The following is a 22,066-nucleotide window of genomic DNA, read 5'->3' as shown; positions in this document are numbered from 1 at the left end:
CGTCCCTTGACTGCGGAGTTCGTGGGGAGGACGCTGAATAAAAGAACGAGCATTCGTTTTAGAAGGAGTCCTGAGATGACTCGTCCATCGGCCCTCTCCGGGCCGCCCACCCCCACACACCTCCGCCGGCCGCTGGCGGTCGCCGTACTGCTGGCCGTGGCGGTGGTGCTGTTGCAGTCGCTGCTGGTACCCCTCTTCGCCGGGCCGGCGGCGAACCTGGAGCCGCGCGACCTGCCGGTGGTGGTCGCGGGTCCGGCGCCGGCCACCGACCGGTTGGTCGGGCAACTCGACGCCGCCGCACCGGGCGCCTTCGAGGTGATCCGGCTGCCGGACGGTACGGCCGCCGACCGGGCGCTGCGCGACCGCGAGGCGTACGCCGCCTTCGTGCTCGGCCCGGACGGCGCGACCCTGCACACCGCGAGCGCGGCGAGCCCGACCGTGGCGGCCCTGCTCACCCAGGCGGCCGGGCAGGTCTCCGGCGGCCAGCCCGTCCGGGTGGTCGACGTGGTGCCAGCCGACCCGGACGACCCCCGGGGTGCCGGCTTCGCGGCCGGCTTCCTGCCGCTCGCGCTGACCGGCATGGTGCTCGGGGCGCTGCTCGTGCTGCTGCTCGGCGGTCGGCTCGCCCGGTTGGCCGGGCTGGCCAGCTTCGGGCTGCTGGTCGGCGTTGTCGGACCGCTGGTACTCCAGGGCTGGCTCGGCCTGCTGCCCGGCGACGCCGTGACCGTCGGTGCCGTACTCGGGCTCGTCGGGCTGGCGGTCGCGGCCACCGTCGCCGGGCTCGGCGCGATCCTGGGCCGACCCGGTCTCGGGCTCGGCGCGGTACTCGTCTTCCTGGTGGGCAACCCGCTCTCGGCGGTCGGCGCGGCGCCGGAACTGCTGCCCCAGCCCTGGGGCGAGGTCGGCCAGTGGCTCCCGGTCGGTGCCGGCGGCACCCTGCTCCGGTCGACCGCCTTCTTCGACGGCGCCGGAGCCGGCACCCCGCTGCTGGTCCTCGCCGGGTACGCCGCCGTCGGCCTGCTCCTGGTCACCCTGGCCCGCACCCGCCACGCGCAGGCCCCCGCTGACACCGCCTCCGTCATTGGCGCGGATGATCGTGCTGTCTCGGTGATGTAGTGCCCTCGAACTCCCCGGTAACCAACCTGTTCGGGGATGGTGGGTGAGGGCTCGGGGTGTGGCCCGGGGGCCGGGGGGGGGGCGGGGGACGACATGTGGATAGCCGATGGGGGAGGATGGCCGCCGTGGAACCTCTCCGGCTGATACTTCTCTACGCCCACCTGATCGGTTTCGCCCTGCTGCTGGGTGGTGCCGCCGCCCAGTACGCCACCGGACGGATCCGGATCAACCCGCTGATGCTCTGGGGCGCCGTCATCCAGGTGCTGACCGGGATCGGGCTCTCCGCACCGCTGCGGGACGGCGACGAGCCGGCCCCGGCGAAGCTCGCCACCAAGCTGGTGATCGGCTTGATGATCTTCGTGATGGTGTTCTTCTCCCGCAAGCGGGAGGAGGTCAACCGTGGCCACTTCCTGGCGATCATCGGGCTGACCCTGGTCAATGCCGCCATCGCGGTCTTCTGGCGTTAACCCCGCGCCCGAGTTGTTAACCGGCGGCCGGGCCGCTCCGGCCGCGCCGCCCGGGCGGAACAGGCGAAACCGGACGTCCCATAGCTCGAGGTCCCGCACCGGGCGGGCCGGGAAGTGATGTCGCGCACCCCGAAGTTACGTAAGGGTAACGGGCGTTCAACAGTCAGGCACGATTGTCGGCCGGTGGACAGGCGCGGGCGTACGCTCCCGTCCGTAACGTGGGACAGCCGGCGGCAACGCGCAGGCCGGCTTAGGGCTGCCACCGCGGTGGGCGGTGTGCAATGGGAAGGAGACCGTCTTGCGCTCTGTGCGTGGGATGCGGATCGTCTCGGTATTCGCGGTGGGTGGGCTCGCGCTGGGCGCCGCCGCGTGTGGTGAGGCACCGAGCGATAGCAACGCGGGCGGCGCCGCGGCCGACAAGTACACCGCGTGCATGGTGACGGACGTCGGAGGCATCGACGACAAGTCGTTCAACACCTCCGCCTGGGCGGGCCTGGAGGCGGCCAAGGCCGCCGACGACAAGATCGACATCAAGTATGTGGCGTCCAAGGCAGAGGCCGACTACGAGCCGAACCTGACCCAGTACGTCAACCAGGACTGCAACTTCATCCTCGCCGTCGGTGGCCTGATGGGCGGGGCGACCTCGAAGATCGCCAAGGCGAACCCGGACCAGCAGTTCGGCATCGTCGACGCGAAGCTGCCGGAGAGCAACGTCTACCCGATGCAGTTCGACACCGCGCAGGCGGCCTTCCAGGCCGGTTACCTGGCCGCCGGGTTGACCAAGACCGGCGTGGTCGCCACGTACGGCGGGGAGAAGATCCCGCCGGTGACCATCTTCATGGACGGCTTCGTCGACGGTGTCGCCCACTACAACAAGGTCAAGGGCAAGACCGTCAAGTCGATCGGTTGGGACAAGGCCAGCCAGAACGGCTCGTTCACCAACAGCTTCGTCAAGCAGGACGAGGGCAAGAAGGTCAGCGACACGCTGGTCGCCCAGGGCGCCGACATCATCATGCCGGTGGCCGGTGGGGCCGGCCTGGGCACCACGGCCGCCGCCCAGGCCTCCGGCGGCAAGTACTCGGCGATCTGGGTGGACAGCGACGGCTGCGAGAGCACGCCGAACTGTGCCGCGCTGGTCACCACCGTGGTCAAGAACATCAAGGACGCGGTCCAGGAGGCGGTGGTGACGGCGGCCAAGGGCGAGAAGCTGGCCCACGACCCCGGCTACCTCGGCACCCTGGCCAACAACGGCGTCTCGCTCGCGCCGTACCACGAGTTCGACAGCAAGGTGCCGGCGGAGCTGAAGGCCGAGGTCGACAAGATCAAGGCCGACGTCAGCTCCGGTGCGATCAAGGTCACCTCGGCCAGCCAGCCGAAGTGATCCCGGGTCGGCCGTCCGACCAGCTCGGACGGCCGACCCGTACGGCTCCGATGCCGACGACCCGGTCGCTCCGATCGTCGTGGAGACACATCTCCGCGATGGTCGGGGCGGCCGGTTTTCACGCCAGCAGGTACGCCCCGACAGGCCCGCCCGGGCGGGCCGAACAGCCCGCAGTGATCGACGGATGAGACCCTGTCGACCCGGTCCGAGCAGCAGCTAGGCTGCACCATCGCCCGCACTCCAGGAGGTTGCGCTGAGACTCGAACTGCGCGGCATCACCAAGCGGTTCGGTGAGCTGGTCGCCAACGACCACATCGACCTGACGGTGGAGCCCGGAGAGATCCACGCGCTGCTCGGTGAGAACGGCGCGGGCAAGTCCACTCTGATGAACGTGCTGTACGGCCTCCTCCAGCCCGACGAGGGCGAGGTACTGGTCGACGGCAGGCCGCTTGCGGCCAAGGGCCCCGGCGACGCCATCGCCGCCGGCATCGGCATGGTGCACCAGCACTTCATGCTGGTCCCGGTCTTCACCGTGGCCGAGAACGTGATGCTCGGCGCCGAGCAGGTCCGGGGCGGATTCGCCGGCTTCCTCGACCGGCGGCGGGCCCGCCGCCAGGTGACCGAGGTCTCCACCCGCTACAACCTGCGGGTCGACCCGGACGCGGTGATCGAGGACCTGCCGGTCGGCGTGCAGCAGCGGGTCGAGATCCTCAAGGCACTGACCCGGGACGTCGACCTGCTGATCCTGGACGAGCCGACCGCCGTGCTGACCCCGCAGGAGACCGAGGAACTGCTCGGGATCATGCGGTCGCTCAAGGAGTCCGGCAAGTCCATCGTCTTCATCACGCACAAGCTCAAAGAGGTCAAGGCGATCGCCGACCGGATCACCGTGATCCGGCGTGGCCGGACCGTCGGCACCGCCAGCCCGAGCGCCAGCGAGGACGAGCTGGCCGCGCTGATGGTCGGGCGGACCGTCAACCTGACCGTGCAGAAGGCCGCCGCCGCGCCGGGTGAGCCGGTACTGGAGGTGGCGGGACTCGTCGTCGACGACGAGCGGTCGGTCCGGGCCGTCGACGGCGTCGACCTGACCGTACGGGCCGGCGAGGTGCTCGGCATCGCCGGTGTGCAGGGCAACGGCCAGACCGAGCTGATCGAGGCGCTGATGGGGCTGCGGCCGGTGCTGCACGGCACGGTGAGCCTGGCCGGTCAGCGCATCGACGGCTGGCCGACCAAGCGGGTGCTGCGGGCCGGCGTCGGCTACGTCCCGGAGGACCGCAGCGTCGACGGGCTGGTCAAGGAGTTCAGCGTCGCCGAGAACCTGGTGCTGGACATCTACGACCGGCCGCCGTTCGGCTCCGGCCTGGTGCTCCGGCCGGACGCGATCACCGCCTCGGCCCGGGAGCGGATCCCGGAGTTCGACGTACGCACCTCGTCGGCGGAGGCGGCCGTCGGCACGCTCTCCGGCGGCAACCAGCAGAAGGTGATCATCGCTCGGGAGATGTCCCGGCCGCTCAAGCTCTTCGTCGCCGCCCAGCCGACCCGGGGGGTGGACGTCGGCTCGATCGAGTTCATCCACCGCCGGATCATCCATGAGCGGGACATCGGCACCGCCGTACTGCTGGTCTCCAGCGAGCTGGACGAGGTGATCGGGCTCGCCGACCGGATCGCGGTGATGTACCGGGGCCGGATCCTCGGCGTCGTCGGGCCGGAGACCCCGCGCGAGGAGATCGGCCTGCTGATGGCCGGCATCACCGACGCCGCACCGACCGGGGCCGGCGAGGGCGCCGTACCGACCGGGACCGCCGACGGCGGTACCAACTCGACCGGGACCGCCGACGGCGGCGGTGCCGGATCGGCCGCAACCCCCGACGGGCCGGTGACCCCGGCTCCCGACGTCGCTGGTAGCGAGGAAACCCGATGACCGACGTGAACGAGCCCGGATCACCGTCGCCGGAGAAATCTCCGGCCGGGCAGCGGCCCGACCCGGAGACGGTGGCCACGGTCGGCGCGGCCGATCCGTCCGCCGCCGCCGGCACCGCAGCCGGTGCGGCCGATTCCGGCGGTACCCAGTCGGGCGGGCCCGGGAAAGGGCTGACCGACCGGAACGGTGGTGGTCGGCAACTGCTCCAGGCGTTCGTGCACAACCTCTGGGCGGCCAACACCGTCACGGTGACCGTACTGGCGATCGTGCTGGCCACGCTGATCGGCGCCGTACTGATCATCGTCTCCGACCCGGACGTGCTGGCCACCTGGGGCTATTTCACCGCCCAGCCCTCCGACGCGCTCAACGCGAGTTGGACGGTGGTCAGCGAGGCGTACGCGAACCTGTTCAAGGGCGCGGTCTTCGACCCGGCGGCGGTGCAGGCCTGGGCGAACGGCACCGGCGGCTGGCAGCCGGTCTTCGCGCCGATCTCGGAGACGCTGACCTACGCCGCCCCGCTGGTCTTCACCGGGCTCGGGGTCTCGCTCGCCTTCCGGGGCGGCCTGTTCAACATCGGCGCCCAGGGGCAGGCCACCATCGGGGTGATCCTGGCGGCGCTGGCCGGCTTCCTGCTTCCGCTGCCCCCGGTGGTGCACCTGATCGTGGCAGTACTCGCCGGAGCGCTGGGCGGGGCGATCTGGGGCTTCGTCCCCGGCTTCCTGAAGGCGCGTACCGGTGCGCACGAGGTGATCACCACGATCATGCTCAACTACGTCGCCATCTCCTTCCTGGCCTGGATCATCGTGCAGAACGGCGTACACGATCCGGACCGGACGGACGCGATCAGCCGGCCGGTGGACGGCTCCGCGCAGCTACCCCGGCTGCTCGGCAGCGACCTGCGGGTACACCTCGGCATCGTGCTGGCGGTCGCCGCCACCTGGGCGGTCGGCTGGCTGCTCAACCGCTCCACCTTCGGCTTCGAGCTGCGCGCGGTCGGCGCCAACCCGGACGCCGCGCGGACCGCGGGGATCAACGTCGGCCGGACGTACGTGCTGGTCATGGTGCTCGCCGGGGCGCTGTCCGGGCTGGGCGGCGCCAACATGGTGCTCGGCAGCACGGCCACCGCGCTCACCCCGCTGGTGATCGCCCAGATCGGCTTCGACGGCATCCTGGTGGCGCTGCTCGGCCGGGTGAAGCCGTGGGGCGTCGCGCTCGCCGCGCTGCTCTTCGGCGCGCTCCAGGCCGGCGGCAACCGGATGCAGTCGTACGCCAGCATCTCGCTGGAGCTGGTCACCGTGCTCCAGGCGCTGATCGTCATCTTCATCGCCGCGCCGGCACTGGTGAAGGTGATCTTCGGGCTCCGGGCCGCCCGGGCCGCCAGGTTGTCCACGAGCATGGCGAAGGGCTGGTAGGGCAGTGAGCGCGAGGAGTGAGCTTGCGAGCCCCGCAGTCGCGAACGGAAGGCGGCACAGGTGAGCGCGAGGAGTGAGCTTGCGAGCCCCGCAGTCGCGAACGGAAGGCGGCACAGATGTCGACCATGACTGTCGAGGAGCTGGCCGTCACCGTACGGCCGGGCTTCTGGACCCGGGACCGCAAGGTCGGCGCCGGTGCCGTACTGCTCGGCCTGGTCGCGGCGGTGCTCTTCGGTGCGCTGGCCACCGGCGCGGACGCGCGGTTCACGCTCAGCGAGGATGCCGGCGGCGCGGCGCTGTCCGTCAACGGCACGGTGGGGGCGATCCTGTTCGGGCTGGTCGCGGCGGCGGCCGGCGCGGCACTGCTGGCCGGGCTGCCGAAGCGCTGGTTCGTGCCGCTGCTCGGCGTGGCGGTGGTCGGGGTGGTGCTCTCGTTCCTCTGCTGGCAGGTGTCGGCCGCACCGACCGGGCAGAACTTCATGCCGCTGGTCAACATCGTCCGGGGTACCTTCATCCTGGCCCTGCCGCTGATCTTCGGTGCCCTGGCCGGGGTGCTCTGCGAGCGGTCCGGCGTGGTGAACGTGGCGATCGAGGGCCAGTTGCTGATGGGCGCCTTCGCCGGTGCCCTGGTCGGCACCATCGCGGCGAGCGCCTGGGTCGGGCTGATCGCGGCGGCGCTGGGCGGCGCGCTGATCTCGCTGCTGCTGGCGATCTTCACCATCCGCTACCTGGTCGACCAGGTGGTGATGGGGATCGTGCTCAACCTCTTCGCGGTCGGGTTGACCGGCTTCCTCTACGAGCGATTGATGCAGCCGGAGGCGGCGAAGTACAACCAGCCGCCGAGGTTCGAGGCGTGGCCGATCCCGGTGCTGTCCGACATCCCGGTTCTCGGGCCGGCGCTGTTCCGGGGCAACATCTTCCTCTACCTGGCCCTGATCCTGGTGGTGGTGATCCACGTCGCGCTGTTCCGTACCCGGTGGGGGCTGCGGACCCGCTCGGTGGGTGAGCACCCGACCGCCGCCGACACCCTCGGGGTGAAGGTGCTGGCGCTGCGCTACCGGAACGTGTTGCTCGCCGGCATGGTCGCCGGGCTGGGCGGCGCCTCCTACACGCTCGCGCTCTACACCTTCAGCAAGAACATGATCGGCGGCAAGGGCTTCATCGCGTTGGCGGCACTGATCTTCGGCCGGTGGAGCCCGACGGGGGCGCTGCTGGCGGCGCTCTTCTTCGGCTTCGCGGACCAGCTCGGGACGTACCTGGGCGCGATCGACAGCAGCATTCCCAGCGAGTTCCTGGCGATGCTGCCGTACCTCGCCACCCTGCTGGCCGTCGCCGGCCTGGTCGGCAAGGTGCGGGCGCCGGCCGCGGACGGTAAGCCCTACATCAAGGGCTGACCAGCGGCGGGGCAGGATGGGGGCGTGACCATGGAGATTGACTGGGCGAAGCTGCGGGCCGCGGCGACCGACGTGATGCGGCACGCGTACGCGCCGTACTCGAACTTCCCGGTCGGGGCGGCGGCGCTGGTCGACGACGGCCGGGTGGTGGTCGGCTGCAACGTCGAGAACGCCGGGTACGGGGTGACGCTCTGCGCCGAGTGCGGGGTGGTGTCCGCGCTGCACGCGTCGGGCGGGGGGCGGCTCGTCGCGCTCTCGTGCGTCGGGGCGACCGGTGAGCCGTTGATGCCGTGTGGCCGGTGCCGGCAACTGCTCTGGGAGAACGGCGGGCCGGAGTGCCTGATCGAGGCGGACCCGGTGCCGCTGCGGATGGCCGAGCTGCTGCCGCACGCGTTCGGGGTGGAAGATCTGGAGGCGATCGCGGCGTCGGTGAAGGTGCCTCCGGTGCCGGAGGAACTGGCCGCCTGGCGGGGGCGGGGGACCGTCTTCGTGCATCCGGACGTCTCGGGCGGGCGGCAGGTCTGGACCGGGTACTGGGAGCGGGCCGCCGGGGACGCCGAAGGAGTGCGGACCGGGGTACTCGAGGAGGCGCCGACCTGGGACGACCCGGCCGAGGCGGTGAGCTGGGGCCAGGCGCGTACGCCCCGGGTGGTGGTGGTCGACGCGGACGGGGCGATGTTCTGGGCGGGTGAGGCGGAGCCGCCGGTCGAGATCCCTCGGCGTTGGGGCGACTGATCTTTCCGGGTTCGTCGTGGTCGGGTTAGCCGGGGTTCGCGGTGGTCGGGTTTCCGGGGTTCGCGGTGGCCGGGCCGCGTGGGGCGGAGCCGGCCTGGCGCGGGGTGGGTCGGGGCCTGCCGTGCCCGGCTCCGGGCGGTCAGGCTTGATCCCTCCGCCGGGTACGGCAGGCCCCGGCTCGGTGGGCACTGACCGTGGGCCGGTGCGGGTTCGTGGTCTCGATCGACAAGAGACCGTGGTTTCGACAAGCAGGTCTGTGGTCTCGACAGGCAGGTCTGTGGTCTCGACAGGCAGGTCTGTGGTCTCGACAGGCAGGTCTGTGGTCTCGACAGGCAGGTCTGTGGTCTCGACAGGCAGGTCTGTGGTCTCGACAGGCAGGTCTGTGGTCTCGACAAGCAGGTGGGGAAGAGGAAGCTGTGAGTGGGTTCGCCGCGGTCGACGTGATCCGGGTCAAGCGGGACGGCGGGACGCTGTCCGACGAGCAGATCGACTGGGTGGTCGACGCGTACACCCGGGGGCGGGTGGCCGACGAGCAGATGTCCGCGCTGGCCATGGCGATCCTGCTCCGCGGCATGACGCCGGGCGAGATCGCCCGCTGGACGGCCGCGATGATCGCCAGCGGAGACCGGCTGGACCTCTCCGGGGTACGCCGTCCGACCGTGGACAAGCACTCCACGGGTGGGGTCGGCGACAAGATCACGCTGCCGCTCACTCCGCTGGTCGCGGCGTGCGGTGCCGCGGTACCGCAGCTCTCCGGGCGAGGGCTGGGGCACACCGGGGGGACCCTGGACAAGCTGGAGTCGATCCCGGGCTGGCGGGCCGCGCTGGGCAACGACGAGTTCATCGCCCAGTTGGGTGAGGTCGGCGCGGTGATCTGTGCGGCGGGCGAGCGGCTGGCCCCGGCCGACCGCAAGCTGTACGCGCTGCGCGACGTCACCGGCACGGTGGAGGCCATCCCGCTGATCGCCAGCTCGATCATGAGCAAGAAGATCGCGGAGGGTACCGGGGCCCTGGTGCTGGACGTGAAGGTCGGCTCCGGCGCGTTCATGAAGTCGGAGGCGGATGCCCGGGAGCTGGCCCGGACCATGGTGGAGCTGGGCGGCGCACACGGGGTTCGGACGGTCGCCCTGCTGACCGACATGTCGGCGCCGCTCGGGCTGGCCGTGGGCAACGCGGTCGAGGTGGCCGAGTCGGTCGAGGTGCTGGCCGGCGGCGGGCCGGCCGACGTGCGGGAGCTGACCCTGCGGCTGGCCCGGGAGATGCTGGTGGCGGCCGGGCTGCCGGACGCCGATCCGGAGCGGGCGCTGCGGGACGGCCGGGCCATGGACATCTGGCGGGCGATGATCCGGGCCCAGGGTGGGGATCCGGAGGCCCCGTTGCCGGTTGCCCCGGAGGTGGAGGTCGTCCGGGCCGACCGGGACGGTTACCTGGCCGCCGTCGACGCGTACCGGATCGGGATCGCCGCGTGGCGGCTCGGCGCGGGGCGGGCCCGCAAGGAGGACCCGGTCAGCGCCGGGGCCGGGGTGCTGCTGCACCGCAAGCCGGGAGATCCGGTACGGGCCGGTGAGCCGCTCTACGAGCTGCGGGCCGACGACGCGGGCCGGATTCCGGCGGCCCGCGCCGTTGCCGCCGAGGCGGTGTCGATCTCGGCCGAGCCGCCGACCCTGCCGGCCCTGGTCATCGACCGGATCGGCTAGGTTCTGTTTCGCGGATCATGAGGGTCGCTCGTTAGACCCTTCGTGGCACGAGGCGGTCTGACGAATCACGAGTGGGCGGTGCTGGCACCGTTGCTGCCGGCGCAGCCCGTTCGTGGTAGGCAGTGGCGGCCCCATCGGCAGGTCATCAACGCGATCTGCCGGGTGAAACGGACCGGCTCACCCTGGCGTGACCTGCCCGAACGGTACGGGCCGTGGAAGACCGCCTACCAGCGGGTTCCGTCGACGGGCGGCCGATGGCACCTGGATCCGGCTCAAAGCCCACGCCATCGCCCTGGCCGAGCTGGACGACGACATCGACTGGAGCGCCCAGGTCGACGCCACGATCGTCCGCACCCACCAACACGCCGCTGGTGCCCGTAAAAGGGGCTGAACCCAGAGGATTCGCGGGCAGCGCAGGCCATCGGCCGGTCCCGTGGCGGCCTCACCACGAAGATCCACACCCTGGCCGACGGACGTGGCCGTTCCCTCGCTACCCGCATCACCCCAGGTCAGTCAGCCGACACCAAGCAACTGATCCCGCTGCTAAACCAGATCCGCGTACCCCGACCAGGCGGTGCCGGCCGACCGCGTAAGCGGCCCGACTCACCCACTGCAGACAAGGCGTACTCCTCCCGAGTCAACCGGACCGCTCTGCGGGACAAGTGCATCACCACGGTCATCCCCGAAGCCAACGACCAGATCGCGAATCGGAAGCGGCGGGGACGACACGGCGGCCGGCCACCAACGTTCGACCCCGTTGCCTACAAGCGCCGTAACCAGGTCGAACGCGGCTTCAACCGGCGGAAAAACTGGCGCGGACTCGCCACCAGGTACGACAAACTCGGCGCCTACTTCCGGGCCACTCTCGACCTGGTCGAGACCCTCGACTGGCTACGCGCCGTTCCCGACCAGCAAGACCCACGGGACAGAACCTAGCCCGGTCGCCCGCAAACCACTGCTGTTCCCCGGCGGTGCACCCGGCCAGCCGATCGCCGCGCGACGCCTACGCGACAAGCTCCGCAGGTATGGCATCGCACCCGCCCCCGGACGACATGCTGCGCTCGTTGCCATGACCGCCGACATCCCCCACCGATCCTCGCTGACCTACTCGGCGTCACCCTAGGAACGGCGGTCCGCCAGGCCAGCGCCGTCAACGCCGGCCGAACCTATTACCTCGCCGCCAGATCCGAAATTCCGACACAGCCGCGCCCGCCGACCGCATCACGACCGGCCCGGCCGACCCAGTCGCCACACCACAGCAGCTAAAGCCGGATGCCGCCCACACCTCAAATCATCCTGGAACCCAGCAAAGTGAGCGGTGATGCTTCAGCCGCACGCTGCGAAGCAGGCGGCTGCTCCAGCTCCCGGAACTGCGGAGCGGCATAGGCTGATCAACCGACATTGCACAACCTCCCTTCCTGACCAGTAGCCAAGGAATGTCGGCCTGCCATCGTGCGGTGAGTAACCGCAGGCAGGCGCTACGGTCGCCGTCGCTGGTGCCGCAGCCAGTGCGAGCACCAGTTGGGCGTACTGACGGTCCCGACGCTCCAACACGCGACATCGTTGCTATATATATCGCGGTGCGATATATATAGTGCATGGACATCAGCGAGCAGACGTTCCTGATCCTCTCCGCCCTCGCCGACCAACCCCGCCACGGCTACGCCCTGGTGACAGAGGTCGACGAGATGACCGACGGCAGGATCCGGTTACGCGCTGGCACCCTCTACGGGGCCCTCGACCGCCTCGTCACCCAAGGGCTCATCGCCCCCGACCACGACGAGGTGGAGAAGGGCCGGCTACGCCGTTTTTACAAACTGACCGACACGGGGGCAGACGCCATCCGCGCTGAGAGCCGGCGGATGGCCACCGCGGTCCGGCTCGCCGAGGAGCGCCTCAACAAGCGTGCCGCCCGCAACGCCCCGGGCCTTGGGACCAGCGGATGAACCCGGGCATGAGCCCCCTGGAGCGACGATATCGACGGCTGCTACGCCTACTGCCAGCCACGCACCGCACCGCCCGCGGCGAGGAACTGCTCGGACTGCTGCTGGACCTCGACCACGGCCGCCGGCACCCGAGCCGGCACGAGACACTGCACATCATCGCCCTGGCGATCCGGCTGCGACTCACGACGCCCGTCACCACCGCCGCCCTCACCACCGGACTCAGTGCCCTGCTCGTCGCCGCCGGCACCCAGCCCGCCGGTGGCACCCTGGACCTGTTCACCGGCGCCGTCCTCGCCACCGACATGCCGGCCATCATCTCCAGTTGGCCGCAGATAGTCGTTCTCGGCCTGCTGCCCCTCGCACCGCTGATCGCCTGGCTGTGCGGCGCGACCCGGACCGCCCTCACCCTGCAAGCAATATTCCTGACGGTCACCGTTGGTTGGTTCGTCATCGACGTGCTCAGCGGTGCCGGCATGGGAATCAACCCCGGCCAACAACTCTTCGCGTACGCCGCACCGGTCTTGATCTTCGTCCTGCTCGCGATCGCTGACCGCGAGCGGTGGACCGCGCCCCGGCCGCGCCTGTTCTGGTGGGCCCTCGTCCCGCTCGGGATCCTCGCCTGGAAAGGCACCGGAGAATGGGGACGCCACGGCGTGTACGTTCTCGACGCCGTGCCGACGGTCATCGGGATCCTCACCGCCGCCATCACCGCTGTCGGAGCCGCCTTCGCAGTCCGCCGCCACCGGCCCGCCGTCATCATCGGCGTCGGACTCACCGGCTTCATCGCCGGATGGCTCATTCCCGACCCGCTGCTCTCCAACACGGCGATGCAGCACTTCGACGGTCAGCCGCTACCACTGGCAATCCTCATCACGGTGATCGCTGCCACCATGACAGGCATCAATCGCCTCGCCCGTCGCCACAAGCCCGAGGTGCGGTCGCTACCACCCGATGAACCCGTGATGCGCTGAACACCAGCTTCGGGTCACACGAGCGGCGACCGTGGCGGAGCACGATCTTCCTTCCGCCGTGGTCGCCCTCTTCAGCGATTTCAGGGTCGGCCGCAGCGCCAGGTGCCATCGGCCGCCCGTCGACGGAACCCGCTGGTAGGCGGTCTTCCACGGCCCGTACCGTTCGGGCAGGTCACGCCAGGGTGAGCCGGTCCGTTTCACCCGGCAGATCGCGTTGATGACCTGCCGATGGGGCCGCCACTGCCTACCACGAACGGGCTGCGCCGGCAGCAACGGTGCCAGCACCGCCCACTCGTGATTCGTCAGACCGCCTCGTGCCACGAAGGGTCTAACGAGCGACCCTCATGATCCGCGAAACAGAACCTAGCCGTCGGCCGGATCGGGATCGGCGGGCCCTGCGTCGACTTCGACCCGTGCGGCTGCCACGCCGGGCACCCATGGTGTACGCGCTGCCGACCGGCTATCCTCCGTCGCCGGGGGGTAGCACGGGGTGCTGAGTCGGCTCGACTGGCGGGTCCAGCCGCATCCGGTGCCGGGGTGCCGTGGGCGCCCGAGGCGACTCCGACGTGACGGGAAATCAGGCTGTGACCGTATCCGCTCCCGACCCGCAGGCGGTCCGGGCCGCGAACGTGGCCGAGTTGCAGCGGTTGGGGCTGCCCGTGCCGCCGCCCCAGTTTCCGCTGGTGTGGGAGCTGGGCGACGCGGTCGACCTGCGGCCCACCGCCGAGATCGAGGCCCGGACAGCCGTACTGCACCTGGTGCTGGCACGGTGCTTCGGCATGCCGCCGCAGGCCGGGATGAGCTGGCTGCTCGGCTCGCACCTGGTGGAGCAGGTGACACCGCCGGAGTGGCAGTTCGTGATGGGCAGCCGGGGCGACCACCGGTCGTTCGTACTGCACCACGACGCGATCTTCGCGCTGGCCTGGGTACTCGGGCTGAGCCGGCACCTCGACCCGACGGAGCCCAGCGACGAGCGGCTGATGGAACAGTTGCCCAACCTGGCGGCGGGGGAGACCTTCGGCCAGTGGCGCTCCCGCACCCTGGCGGCGCCTCGGGACGCGGCGGAGGTGGCCGCCGTACTCGACTTCTACTACTGCCTGGACTGGGGCTATCTGGAGGCCGAGCAGGACGGGCTGGACCTGCCCGGGCTGATCGACAGCAACGCGATCGGCCAGCGGCGGTGGGCGCTGGAGTGGGCGGTGGTGTTCCGGGGACCGTTCCACGACCCGCCCGCCGGGTGGGAGGAGGTCGACCTCTCCACCTGACCGGCCGGCGGTCAGCGGGGGTGGTGGGCAGTCACCTGGACCGCGACGGTTACCTGGACGGGTTCCGGAAGGTCGTCGACCCGCGGGTCGAGCCGGTCGGGCTCGGCGTGCCAGGCGCTCGGTCCCATCCCGACCAGGGTGCGCACCTCGGTCCGGTCGAGCCGGAGGGTGGCCCGGTGCACCGCCGTCGGGCCCGGTGTGAAGTGCTCGGCCAGGCTGCCGGCGACCCGGGCCTCCTTGGCCGGGTCGACCCGGAGCAGGTCGAGCCGGTCGACCAGTTCGCCGAGATGCTCGGCGGTCGGCGTGACCACCAGCAGCGCGCCGTCCGGCCGGAGTACCCGGCGGAACTCCGGTCCGTTGCGTGGGGCGAAGACGTTCAACAGCAGCCCGGCGGCGCCGTCGGCCAGCGGCAGCCCGCGCCAGGTGTCGCAGAGCGCGGCACCGGCCCGGGGATGGGCCCGGGCGGCCCGGCGCAGCGCCGGCTTGGAGACGTCCAGGGCCAGCCCGACGGCGGCGGGCAGGGCGTCGAGCACCGCGCCGAGGTGCCGGCCGGTGCCGGCTCCGGCGTCCACCACCAGTTCCGGGTACGTCTGGAGCGCCGGCCCGGCGACCGCCCTGGCGAGGCCGGCGAGCGCGGTCGAGATCAGGTCGTAGTGGCCGGCGCCGAGGAACTCCTCCCGGGCGGCCACCATCGCCGGGCTGTCCCCGGAGTGCGTGGCCCGACCGGCGGTCAGGTTGACGTACCCCTGGCGGGCCAGGTCGAAGCTGTGTCCCGCCGGGCAGCGCAGCGCGACCACGGCGGCGGGCGGTACGGCGGCCAGCGGCCGGGCGCAGACCGGGCAGCGCAGCCGGCGCAGGACCTCGGGTGGCACTCCGTCACGATAGTGCCCGACCCGGCCGGGGCCGGCGGTGGTCCGCCGCTCCGGCGCCCGGTGTCCCGCCGCTGGCCGGGGCGGCCGGGCCACTAGGGTCGGTGGCATGGCGGCAATCGGCTACGAAGACATCGTCCGGGTTCCCAAGGCGCTGCTGCACGACCACCTCGACGGCGGGCTGCGCCCGGCGACGGTGGTCGAACTCGCCGAGGCGGTGGGGCATCCGTTACCCACCACCGACCCGGACGAACTTGGCCGGTGGTTCGTGGAGGCGGCCGACTCGGGGTCGCTGGAGCGCTACCTGGAGACCTTCGCGCACACCGTCGCGGTGATGCAGACGGCCGAGGGGCTGCGCCGGGTGGCCGCCGAGTGCGCCCTCGACCTGGCCGCGGACGGCGTGGTCTACGCCGAGGTCCGGTTCGCCCCGGAGCAGCACCTGGAGCGGGGCCTCGGCCTCGACGACGTGGTGGAGGCGGTGCTGGAGGGCTTCGCCGAGGGTGCGGCCGAGGCGGCGGCGACCGGGCACCCGATCCGGATCGGCACGTTGCTGACCGCGATGCGGCACGCCGCCCGGTCGCAGGAGATCGCCGAACTCGCCGTCCGGCACCGGGACACCGGCGTGGTGGGCTTCGACATCGCCGGTGCGGAGGCGGGCTTTCCGCCCACCCGGCACCTGGACGCCTTCGAATACCTGCAACGGGAAAATTTCCACTTCACCATCCACGCCGGTGAGGCGTTCGGGCTGCCCTCGATCTGGCAGGCGATCCAGTGGTGCGGTGCCGACCGGCTGGGGCACGGGGTGCGGATCGTCGACGACATCACCCCGGGGGACGCCCGGCCGGTGCTCGGCCGGCTGGCCGCGTACGTCCGGGACAAGCGGATCCCGCTGGAACTGTGCCCGTCGTCCAACGTGCAGACCGGTGCCGCCCCCTCGATCGCGGAGCACCCGATCGGGCTGCTGCGGGACCTGCGGTTCCGGGTCACCGTCAACACCGACAACCGGCTGATGAGCGGCACCTCGATGTCCCGGGAGATGGCGCTGCTGGTGGAGGCGTTCGGCTACGGCTACCCCGAGTTGCAGTGGTTCGCCATCAACGCGATGAAGAGCGCCTTCATCCCGTTCGACGAGCGGCTCGCCATCATCAACGAGGTGATCAAGCCGGCGTACGCCAAGCTGCTGTCCTGACCGTCGCACCGGTCGATACGGCCGGGCCCGGATCGGCCGCCGAGCCGGGAGCGTTGTCGGACGATTTCCGGTCTGCTATCTCTTTTGGCCGGGAAAACTGCCGGGCCGGTCAGCACGGCCGTCCGGGCGGCCATTCGGTGGTCCGCACGGACCGCGTAATCCGGCACTTCGACCTTGCCGTGGCCGACCGGTCGGGCAATGGTTCTCTGCGCTGTGCGGGTGCCAGGCTGGCGGTGACACCGGAGTCGAACGCAGCCACCGTACGCGAGGGCGTAGGGTTTCCCGTGCCGGTAACGTTCGATACGTTGCGGTACTGGCCCCGGGCGCGGGCGAGCAGTGACCATCCGGTTGTGGACGGTCGATGGCAGTAGAGCACGGACAGGATGCGTGACTACCCTGGGTGACGCCAGAAAGACAGACTGCTGTCAAATCGCGGGGACATCCCGATGCGCTTCCAGTCGGTGACAACCTGGGCTTTCTTCTTGAGTTGCGGCGTGATGGAATCTCGGAGGTCCGACCCGCCCGGGTCGGTCGATCAGCGGTGCCCTGGGCCCTTGGCCGGGTACTGGATGGGAAGGCGGTGACGTGAGCAAGCGGCCGAAGACAGCAAGCCCGTTCCTGTCGCGTCTCCGCTGGCCGGTCGCCGGCCGGCTGCGCGACATGCCGATCTGGTCGAAGCTGGGTCTGATCATGATCGCGCCGACCATCGCGGTTGTCGTGGTCGGTACGACCAGCATCGTCGACCACATGGAGACGTTGGACGACGCGAACCGGGCGCACACCCTGGCCACGCTCGCCCAGACCTCCGGCGAACTGGTGCATGACCTGCAGGACGAGCGGGCGGGCGCCGTGCTGCTGCTCGGCTCGCGGAACGAGACCGTCCGGAAGGCGGCCCGCGACACCTACAACAAGGTGCACCCCGAGGTCGACAAGGCCAAGGGGCCCTACTCGGAGCGCCGGGCGCAGCTCGACGAGCTGCCGGGCAACTTCGACGCGCTGCTGGCCCAGATCGACCAGGGCCTGGCCGACCTGCCGGGGATCCGCAGCCAGGTCATCAACTCCAAGCTCAAGCTGACCGACGCGGCCCAGTCGTACGAGGGCCTGATCAACGACCTGCTGAACATCCGGGACCTGGCCTCGCAACTCGCCGGCGAGTCCTCGCTGAGCGACCGGATGCGGGCCGCCGCCGCCAACGCGCGCGGCAAGGAGTTCCTGTCGATGCGGCGGGTCGTGGTGCACCGCGCCCTGATCGACGGTCGGCTGACCGCCGCGCTCCAAACCGACTACATCGCCACCGAGACCGGTCAGCAGCAGGCGTTGCAGACCTTCAAGGCGATCGCCACCGGCTCCGAGTCCGCCTTCTACGACGAGACGGTCACCGGCGCCGACGTGCGTGAGGTCGACAGCTACGGCGGCTGGATCCGGGGCCGGACGAACGAGAGCATGGCCGATGCTCCGTTCGACGCCGACGACTGGGACTCCGCGATGGTCGGCAACGCCCAGTTGATCCGTTTGGTCGAGGGCCGGCTCGACTCCGACGTGCTCGCCGAGGCGAGTGCGCTCCGCGACGACGTGCAGCGGCAGGTCTTCCTGGAAACCGGTCTGCTGCTCAGCATGCTGCTGCTGGCGGTGCTCTTCGCCTATCTGGTCGCCCGCTCGATGGCCCGCTCGCTGCGCGAGCTGCGGCACGGCGCGCTCTCCATCGCCCAGTACGGCCTGCCGCACGCGGTCTCCCGACTGCGTGACCCGCAGATGACCGCGCAGATGTCGCCGGTGCAGGTGGCCAACCAGATCGCCGAGCCACTACCGGTACGCAGCAAGGACGAGTTCGGCCAGGTCACCGAGGCGTTCAACGCCGTCCACCTGGAAGCCGTCCGGACCGCCGCCGAGCAGGCCGCACTGCGGGCCTCGGTCGCGACGATGTTCGTCAACCTCGCCCGCCGTTCGCAGATCCTGGTCGACCGGCTCATCGGTCACCTGGACCGGCTGGAGCGGGGCGAGGAGGACCCGGACCGGCTGGCCGAGCTCTTCCAGCTCGACCACCTGGCCACCCGAATGCGCCGAAACGACGAGAACCTGCTGGTGCTCGCGGGTGCCGACTCGACCCGGGTACAGCGCGAGCCGGCGGCACTGATCGACGTGCTCCGGGCAGCGCAGTCCGAGGTCGAGCACTACACCCGGATCGAGTTCGGGATGGTCGACCGGGACATCGAGGTCCAGGCCGCCGCCGTCAACGACCTGGTGCACCTGGTCGCCGAGCTCTTCGACAACGCCACGGCCTTCTCCCCGCCGGACTCGCAGGTGATGGTGGAGGCCCGTCGGGTGGGTGACCGGGCGACGCTCTTCGTCGAGGACCGGGGCATCGGCATCTCCGCCGAGCAGCTACAGGACCTCAACGAACGGCTCGCCACGCCGCCCGCCGTCGACGTGACCGTCTCCCGGATGATGGGCCTGGTCGTGGTCGCCCGGCTGGCCTCCCGGCACGGCGTGAAGGTCGAGCTGCGGGCCGGTCCTGACCGGGGAACCGTCGCCGACGTCACGCTGCCCACCCCGATGCTGATCCCCCGGGCGCTCTCCGGCCGGACGCAGCCGGGTGGCCTCCCGCTCACGCCGGAACCGACCGTCCGGCCGGCCTTCGGCGCCCCGCTCGCCCTGGAGAGCGGTCCGGCCACGCCGCCGGTACCGACCTTCGGCGGCGACGGTGGTCCGGGCCTCGGCGGCGACCGTGCCCCGAGCTTCGGCGGCGGTCGCGGCCGCGACGGCGTGCCCCTCGATCGGCCGTACGAGCCGGCGATGAACGGCGGCGGGCAGACCAGCGCCCCGACCCAGCCCAGGGACATGCCGGCCTGGTCCGACCTGACCGGCGCCCGAGCGGGACGCAACGGAAGCGACCCGTTCACGCCGCGGATCCCCAACGGGCACGACATCGAGCCGCTGCCGCAGCGGCGGGCCACCGAGCAGGACCCGGCCGGCCTCTCGGCGAACGAGATGACGACGATGTCCGGGTTCATCCCCCGGCAGCGTCCGGCCGCGCCGGATCCGCAGCCGAACGGGCTGACCGCGCTGCCGCCGGTCTCCGCGCCGCCGATCCCACCGGTCTCGGCGCCGCCGGCCGCGCAACCGCCGGTTTCCGCGCCGCCGTTCGGTCAGGCCCCGTCGCCGGCCGTGCCGGCCCCGGTGCCGCCGCCGGCCGCGCAGCCGCCGGCTCCGGCGGTCAACGCGCCGCCGGCCTGGCCGCCGGTGAACACGCCGGACCGGGAGGCCGCAGCGCCGCCCGTTCCAGAGCGCCTGGCCGCAGCCCTGGACATGACCGCCGAGCTGCCTCGGATGGCTCGGCCGTCGGCGGCGGACGCCGCGGCCAACATGGAGGCCCGGCCGAAGTTCGCCGACGAGACCATGGAACTGCCGATCTTCCGCGAGTTGGAGTCGGCCTGGTTCCGCACCCGCCGGAAGCCCGAGGAGACCGGTGGACAGCCGCAGGGAGCCGGTGCGGCTTCCCAGGCGCCCGGCCAGGCCGTCGCGGTGGACACCGCCGTCCCCGACGCCGCCCCGGCCGGACCCGTACCAACAGGCAATGCGGCAACGGTGAACAGCCCGAGGCCCGGTGGCCAGCAGCCGGGGAGTGGGCCGATCACCAACGGCACCGGACGGCCGGGTGACGGCGGCTGGCGTACGGCCGCCGACGACGGTTGGCGGGCAGCCATGGCGGCTACGGCAGCCGCCACCACGGGTAGCCAGACCACCCAGACCACCCAGACCGGACTGCCCAAGCGGGTGCCGATGGCCCAGTTGGTGCCCGGAGCCGTGGAGAAGCCAACCACCCCGGTGCAGCGTCGTACGCCGGAGGCGGTGCGCGGGCTCTTGTCCGCGTACCACCGTGGGGTGCAGCGTGGCCGCACGCACCCGACGGACGACCAGTCGACCAACCCGGAGGCGACTCCGGCAGGGCAGCAGTCCTCGCAGGCCGAGGTGGGCCCCGCGACCGCAAGCGGCCAGAAGGAGCATGAAGGATGACATCTACGCAGGATCTCGGTTGGCTGTTGGCCAACTTCGCCGATCGTGTGCCCGGCGTCGCCCACGCGATCGCCGTCTCCGCGGACGGCCTGCTCCTGGCGTCGTCACGGGATCTTCCGCGCGACCGGGCGGATCAGCTCGCCGCGATCGCGTCCGGCCTGGTCAGCCTCACCCAGGGGGCGGCGCGCTGCTTCGAGGGTGGGGCGGTGTTGCAGACGGTGGTCGAGATGGACAATGGGTTCCTGTTCCTGATGTCCATCTCGGACGGCTCGTCCTTCGCAGTGCTCGCCGCCCGGAGCTGTGACGTCGGACAGGTGGGATATGAGATGGCACTGCTCGTCGACCGGGTGGGTGACGCGTTGACGCCACCGACCCGGGCCGCCGCGGGGATGCTGAGCTAGGTGGTACCCGGCCGGTGTGGTTCGCTGGCCGGTGCGACGACAATGGAACAATGACGAACTCCAGGCTTTGAGTCTCGGGTACGACGAGAAGGGGGTGAACGGCGATGATGGCCGAACGCGACGAGCCGACGGGCGCGCTGGTGAGGCCATATGCCGTTACCCGGGGTCGTACCAGGCCGAGGCTCGACATTGCCCTGGAGGCGCTCGTCGAGACGACGGTGCGCGGTCGGTCCGCCGGTAACGGCAATGGCGGCCAGGGCCGGGAGCATCAATACATCGCCGCGCTGTGTGATGGTCGGCTGCAGTCGCTCGCGGAGATCGCGGCGCGGATGCAGTTACCGCTCGGAGTGGCTCGGGTCCTGATCGCCGACATGGCCGCCGATGGCCTGGTGGCGGTGCACGAACCGACAATTCTGGACGACTCAAACGACGCGGTGGGCACTGAACTGCTGGAGAGGGTGCTGAGTGGACTTCGCAGGCTCTGACATGTCGCACCGCCCAACGGCCGGGCGCGTGACATCGGCGAAGATCGTCATCGCCGGTGACTTTGGCGTCGGCAAGACAACACTGGTCGGTTCGGTCTCGGAGATCACGCCGCTGACCACCGAGGCGATCATGACGTCGGCTGGTGTGGGTGTCGATGACACCCGCCAGGTGCCGGGCAAGACGACCACCACGGTCGCGATGGACTTCGGTCGGATCTCGATCGACCGGGACCTCATCCTTTACCTGTTCGGCACCCCGGGCCAGACGCGGTTCTGGTTCATGTGGGACGAACTGGTGCGGGGAGCGATCGGTGCGGTTGTCCTGGTGGACACCCGCCGGCTGGCCGACTGCTTCGCGGCCATCGACTTCTTCGAGCACCGGCGACTGCCGTACCTCGTGGCGATCAACTGCTTCGACGGGATGCAGTACCACGACCCGCAGGACGTGCGGGACGCGCTGGCGATCTCGAACGAGGTGCCGGTGGTCGCGTGTGACGCCCGCAACCGGGAGTCGACCAAGCACGTGCTGATCTCGCTGGTCGAGTACGTGCTCACCATGCGGCGCTCGCGCGCCGTCGCCCCGGCCTGACCGGCGAGCACCTCGCCCGTCGGGGTGGTCCGGTCATCGGCCGGTACGCCCGACGGGGTCACCCGGCCCGTGCCGGGTGGCCGGCTGCCCGCGTGCCGGTGGCGACGGCGCGGAACGCGCCATCCGCCGGGCCGTCCGGCACCGTCCACTGCGGTGGCGGCGTCGTAGCGGCGGATGGCCACCGGCTGCCGCGGCACGGCGGTGATCGCACCCC

The 22,066-nt window shown here is 71.0% G+C and carries 17 protein-coding genes and 2 pseudogenes; 17 read left to right on the top strand and 2 right to left on the bottom strand.

Annotated features, from left to right (window positions below):
- Positions 1–75 precede the first annotated feature (75 nt).
- The 11 genes and pseudogenes from R6Y94_RS21535 to R6Y94_RS21485 all read left to right on the top strand — a co-directional run bounded on the left by R6Y94_RS21535 (position 76) and on the right by R6Y94_RS21485 (position 13,040).
- Positions 76–1,116 carry a hypothetical protein gene (locus R6Y94_RS21535; RefSeq protein WP_318397672.1) on the top strand — a complete coding sequence of 347 codons (1,041 nt, stop codon included), beginning with the start codon at positions 76–78 and terminating at the stop codon, positions 1,114–1,116.
- A 125-nt stretch (positions 1,117–1,241) separates the two neighbouring features.
- The gene (locus R6Y94_RS21530; protein ID WP_318397671.1) at positions 1,242–1,583 is read left to right on the top strand and encodes a hypothetical protein; all 342 of its coding nucleotides are present in this window, start codon (positions 1,242–1,244) and stop codon (positions 1,581–1,583) included.
- A 316-nt stretch (positions 1,584–1,899) separates the two neighbouring features.
- Positions 1,900–2,964, top strand: coding sequence for a BMP family ABC transporter substrate-binding protein (locus R6Y94_RS21525; RefSeq protein ID WP_318397759.1), 1,065 nt, complete (start codon positions 1,900–1,902; stop codon positions 2,962–2,964).
- A gap of 253 nt (positions 2,965–3,217) precedes the next feature.
- On the top strand, positions 3,218–4,885 hold the full coding sequence (locus R6Y94_RS21520; protein WP_318397758.1) for an ABC transporter ATP-binding protein: 1,668 nt from the start codon (positions 3,218–3,220) through the stop codon (positions 4,883–4,885).
- Entirely contained in the window at positions 4,882–6,297 is a 1,416-nt protein-coding gene (locus R6Y94_RS21515) for an ABC transporter permease (RefSeq protein WP_318397670.1), read from the top strand. Before R6Y94_RS21520 ends, R6Y94_RS21515 begins: the two co-directional genes overlap by 4 nt.
- A gap of 116 nt (positions 6,298–6,413) precedes the next feature.
- Entirely contained in the window at positions 6,414–7,691 is a 1,278-nt protein-coding gene (locus R6Y94_RS21510) for an ABC transporter permease (RefSeq protein WP_318397669.1), read from the top strand.
- A 30-nt stretch (positions 7,692–7,721) separates the two neighbouring features.
- Entirely contained in the window at positions 7,722–8,426 is a 705-nt protein-coding gene (locus R6Y94_RS21505) for a cytidine deaminase (protein WP_318397757.1), read from the top strand.
- Positions 8,427–8,842: 416 nt separating this feature from the next.
- Positions 8,843–10,123, top strand: a complete 1,281-nt coding sequence (locus R6Y94_RS21500; RefSeq protein ID WP_318397668.1) for a thymidine phosphorylase — start codon at positions 8,843–8,845, stop codon at positions 10,121–10,123.
- Between the two features lie 42 nt (positions 10,124–10,165).
- Positions 10,166–11,059, top strand: a pseudogene (locus tag R6Y94_RS21495) (IS5 family transposase).
- A 662-nt stretch (positions 11,060–11,721) separates the two neighbouring features.
- Entirely contained in the window at positions 11,722–12,069 is a 348-nt protein-coding gene (locus R6Y94_RS21490; RefSeq protein ID WP_318397667.1) for a PadR family transcriptional regulator, read from the top strand.
- 8 nt (positions 12,070–12,077) lie between these two features.
- Positions 12,078–13,040, top strand: a complete 963-nt coding sequence (locus R6Y94_RS21485) for a hypothetical protein (RefSeq protein ID WP_318397666.1) — start codon at positions 12,078–12,080, stop codon at positions 13,038–13,040.
- A gap of 98 nt (positions 13,041–13,138) precedes the next feature.
- On the opposite strand, the pseudogene R6Y94_RS21480 reads toward R6Y94_RS21485, so the two are convergent.
- Positions 13,139–13,361: pseudogene (locus R6Y94_RS21480) on the bottom strand (transposase); the annotation flags it as partial.
- A 263-nt stretch (positions 13,362–13,624) separates the two neighbouring features.
- On the opposite strand from R6Y94_RS21480, the gene R6Y94_RS21475 reads away from it, so the two are divergent.
- Positions 13,625–14,305 carry a DUF4272 domain-containing protein gene (locus R6Y94_RS21475; RefSeq protein WP_318397665.1) on the top strand — a complete coding sequence of 227 codons (681 nt, stop codon included), beginning with the start codon at positions 13,625–13,627 and terminating at the stop codon, positions 14,303–14,305.
- Between the two features lie 11 nt (positions 14,306–14,316).
- Here the strand turns inward: R6Y94_RS21475 and R6Y94_RS21470 are convergent, their stop codons facing one another.
- On the bottom strand, positions 14,317–15,177 hold the full coding sequence (locus R6Y94_RS21470) for a putative RNA methyltransferase (RefSeq protein ID WP_318397664.1): 861 nt from the start codon (positions 15,175–15,177) through the stop codon (positions 14,317–14,319).
- A gap of 106 nt (positions 15,178–15,283) precedes the next feature.
- On the opposite strand from R6Y94_RS21470, the gene R6Y94_RS21465 reads away from it, so the two are divergent.
- The 5 genes from R6Y94_RS21465 (at position 15,284) to R6Y94_RS21445 (ending at position 21,852) form a co-directional block, all read left to right on the top strand.
- A complete protein-coding gene (locus tag R6Y94_RS21465) occupies positions 15,284–16,363 on the top strand; it encodes an adenosine deaminase (protein ID WP_318397663.1) in 1,080 nt (359 codons plus the stop codon).
- Between the two features lie 585 nt (positions 16,364–16,948).
- A complete protein-coding gene (locus tag R6Y94_RS21460) occupies positions 16,949–20,377 on the top strand; it encodes a nitrate- and nitrite sensing domain-containing protein (protein ID WP_318397662.1) in 3,429 nt (1,142 codons plus the stop codon).
- A complete protein-coding gene (locus R6Y94_RS21455) occupies positions 20,374–20,778 on the top strand; it encodes a roadblock/LC7 domain-containing protein (protein ID WP_130465005.1) in 405 nt (134 codons plus the stop codon). Before R6Y94_RS21460 ends, R6Y94_RS21455 begins: the two co-directional genes overlap by 4 nt.
- A 107-nt stretch (positions 20,779–20,885) precedes the next feature.
- Positions 20,886–21,263, top strand: a complete 378-nt coding sequence (locus R6Y94_RS21450) for a DUF742 domain-containing protein (protein ID WP_101371820.1) — start codon at positions 20,886–20,888, stop codon at positions 21,261–21,263.
- Between the two features lies 1 nt (position 21,264).
- Positions 21,265–21,852 carry an ATP/GTP-binding protein gene (locus R6Y94_RS21445; RefSeq protein ID WP_318397661.1) on the top strand — a complete coding sequence of 196 codons (588 nt, stop codon included), beginning with the start codon at positions 21,265–21,267 and terminating at the stop codon, positions 21,850–21,852.
- Positions 21,853–22,066: the final 214 nt, after the last annotated feature.

The sequence above is a fragment of the Plantactinospora sp. KLBMP9567 genome (assembly GCF_033446045.1).
Lineage (GTDB): Bacteria > Actinomycetota > Actinomycetes > Mycobacteriales > Micromonosporaceae > Plantactinospora.
The sequence above is the reverse complement of the archived record's forward strand: the minus strand, read 5'-3'. Positions and strand labels throughout refer to the sequence as shown.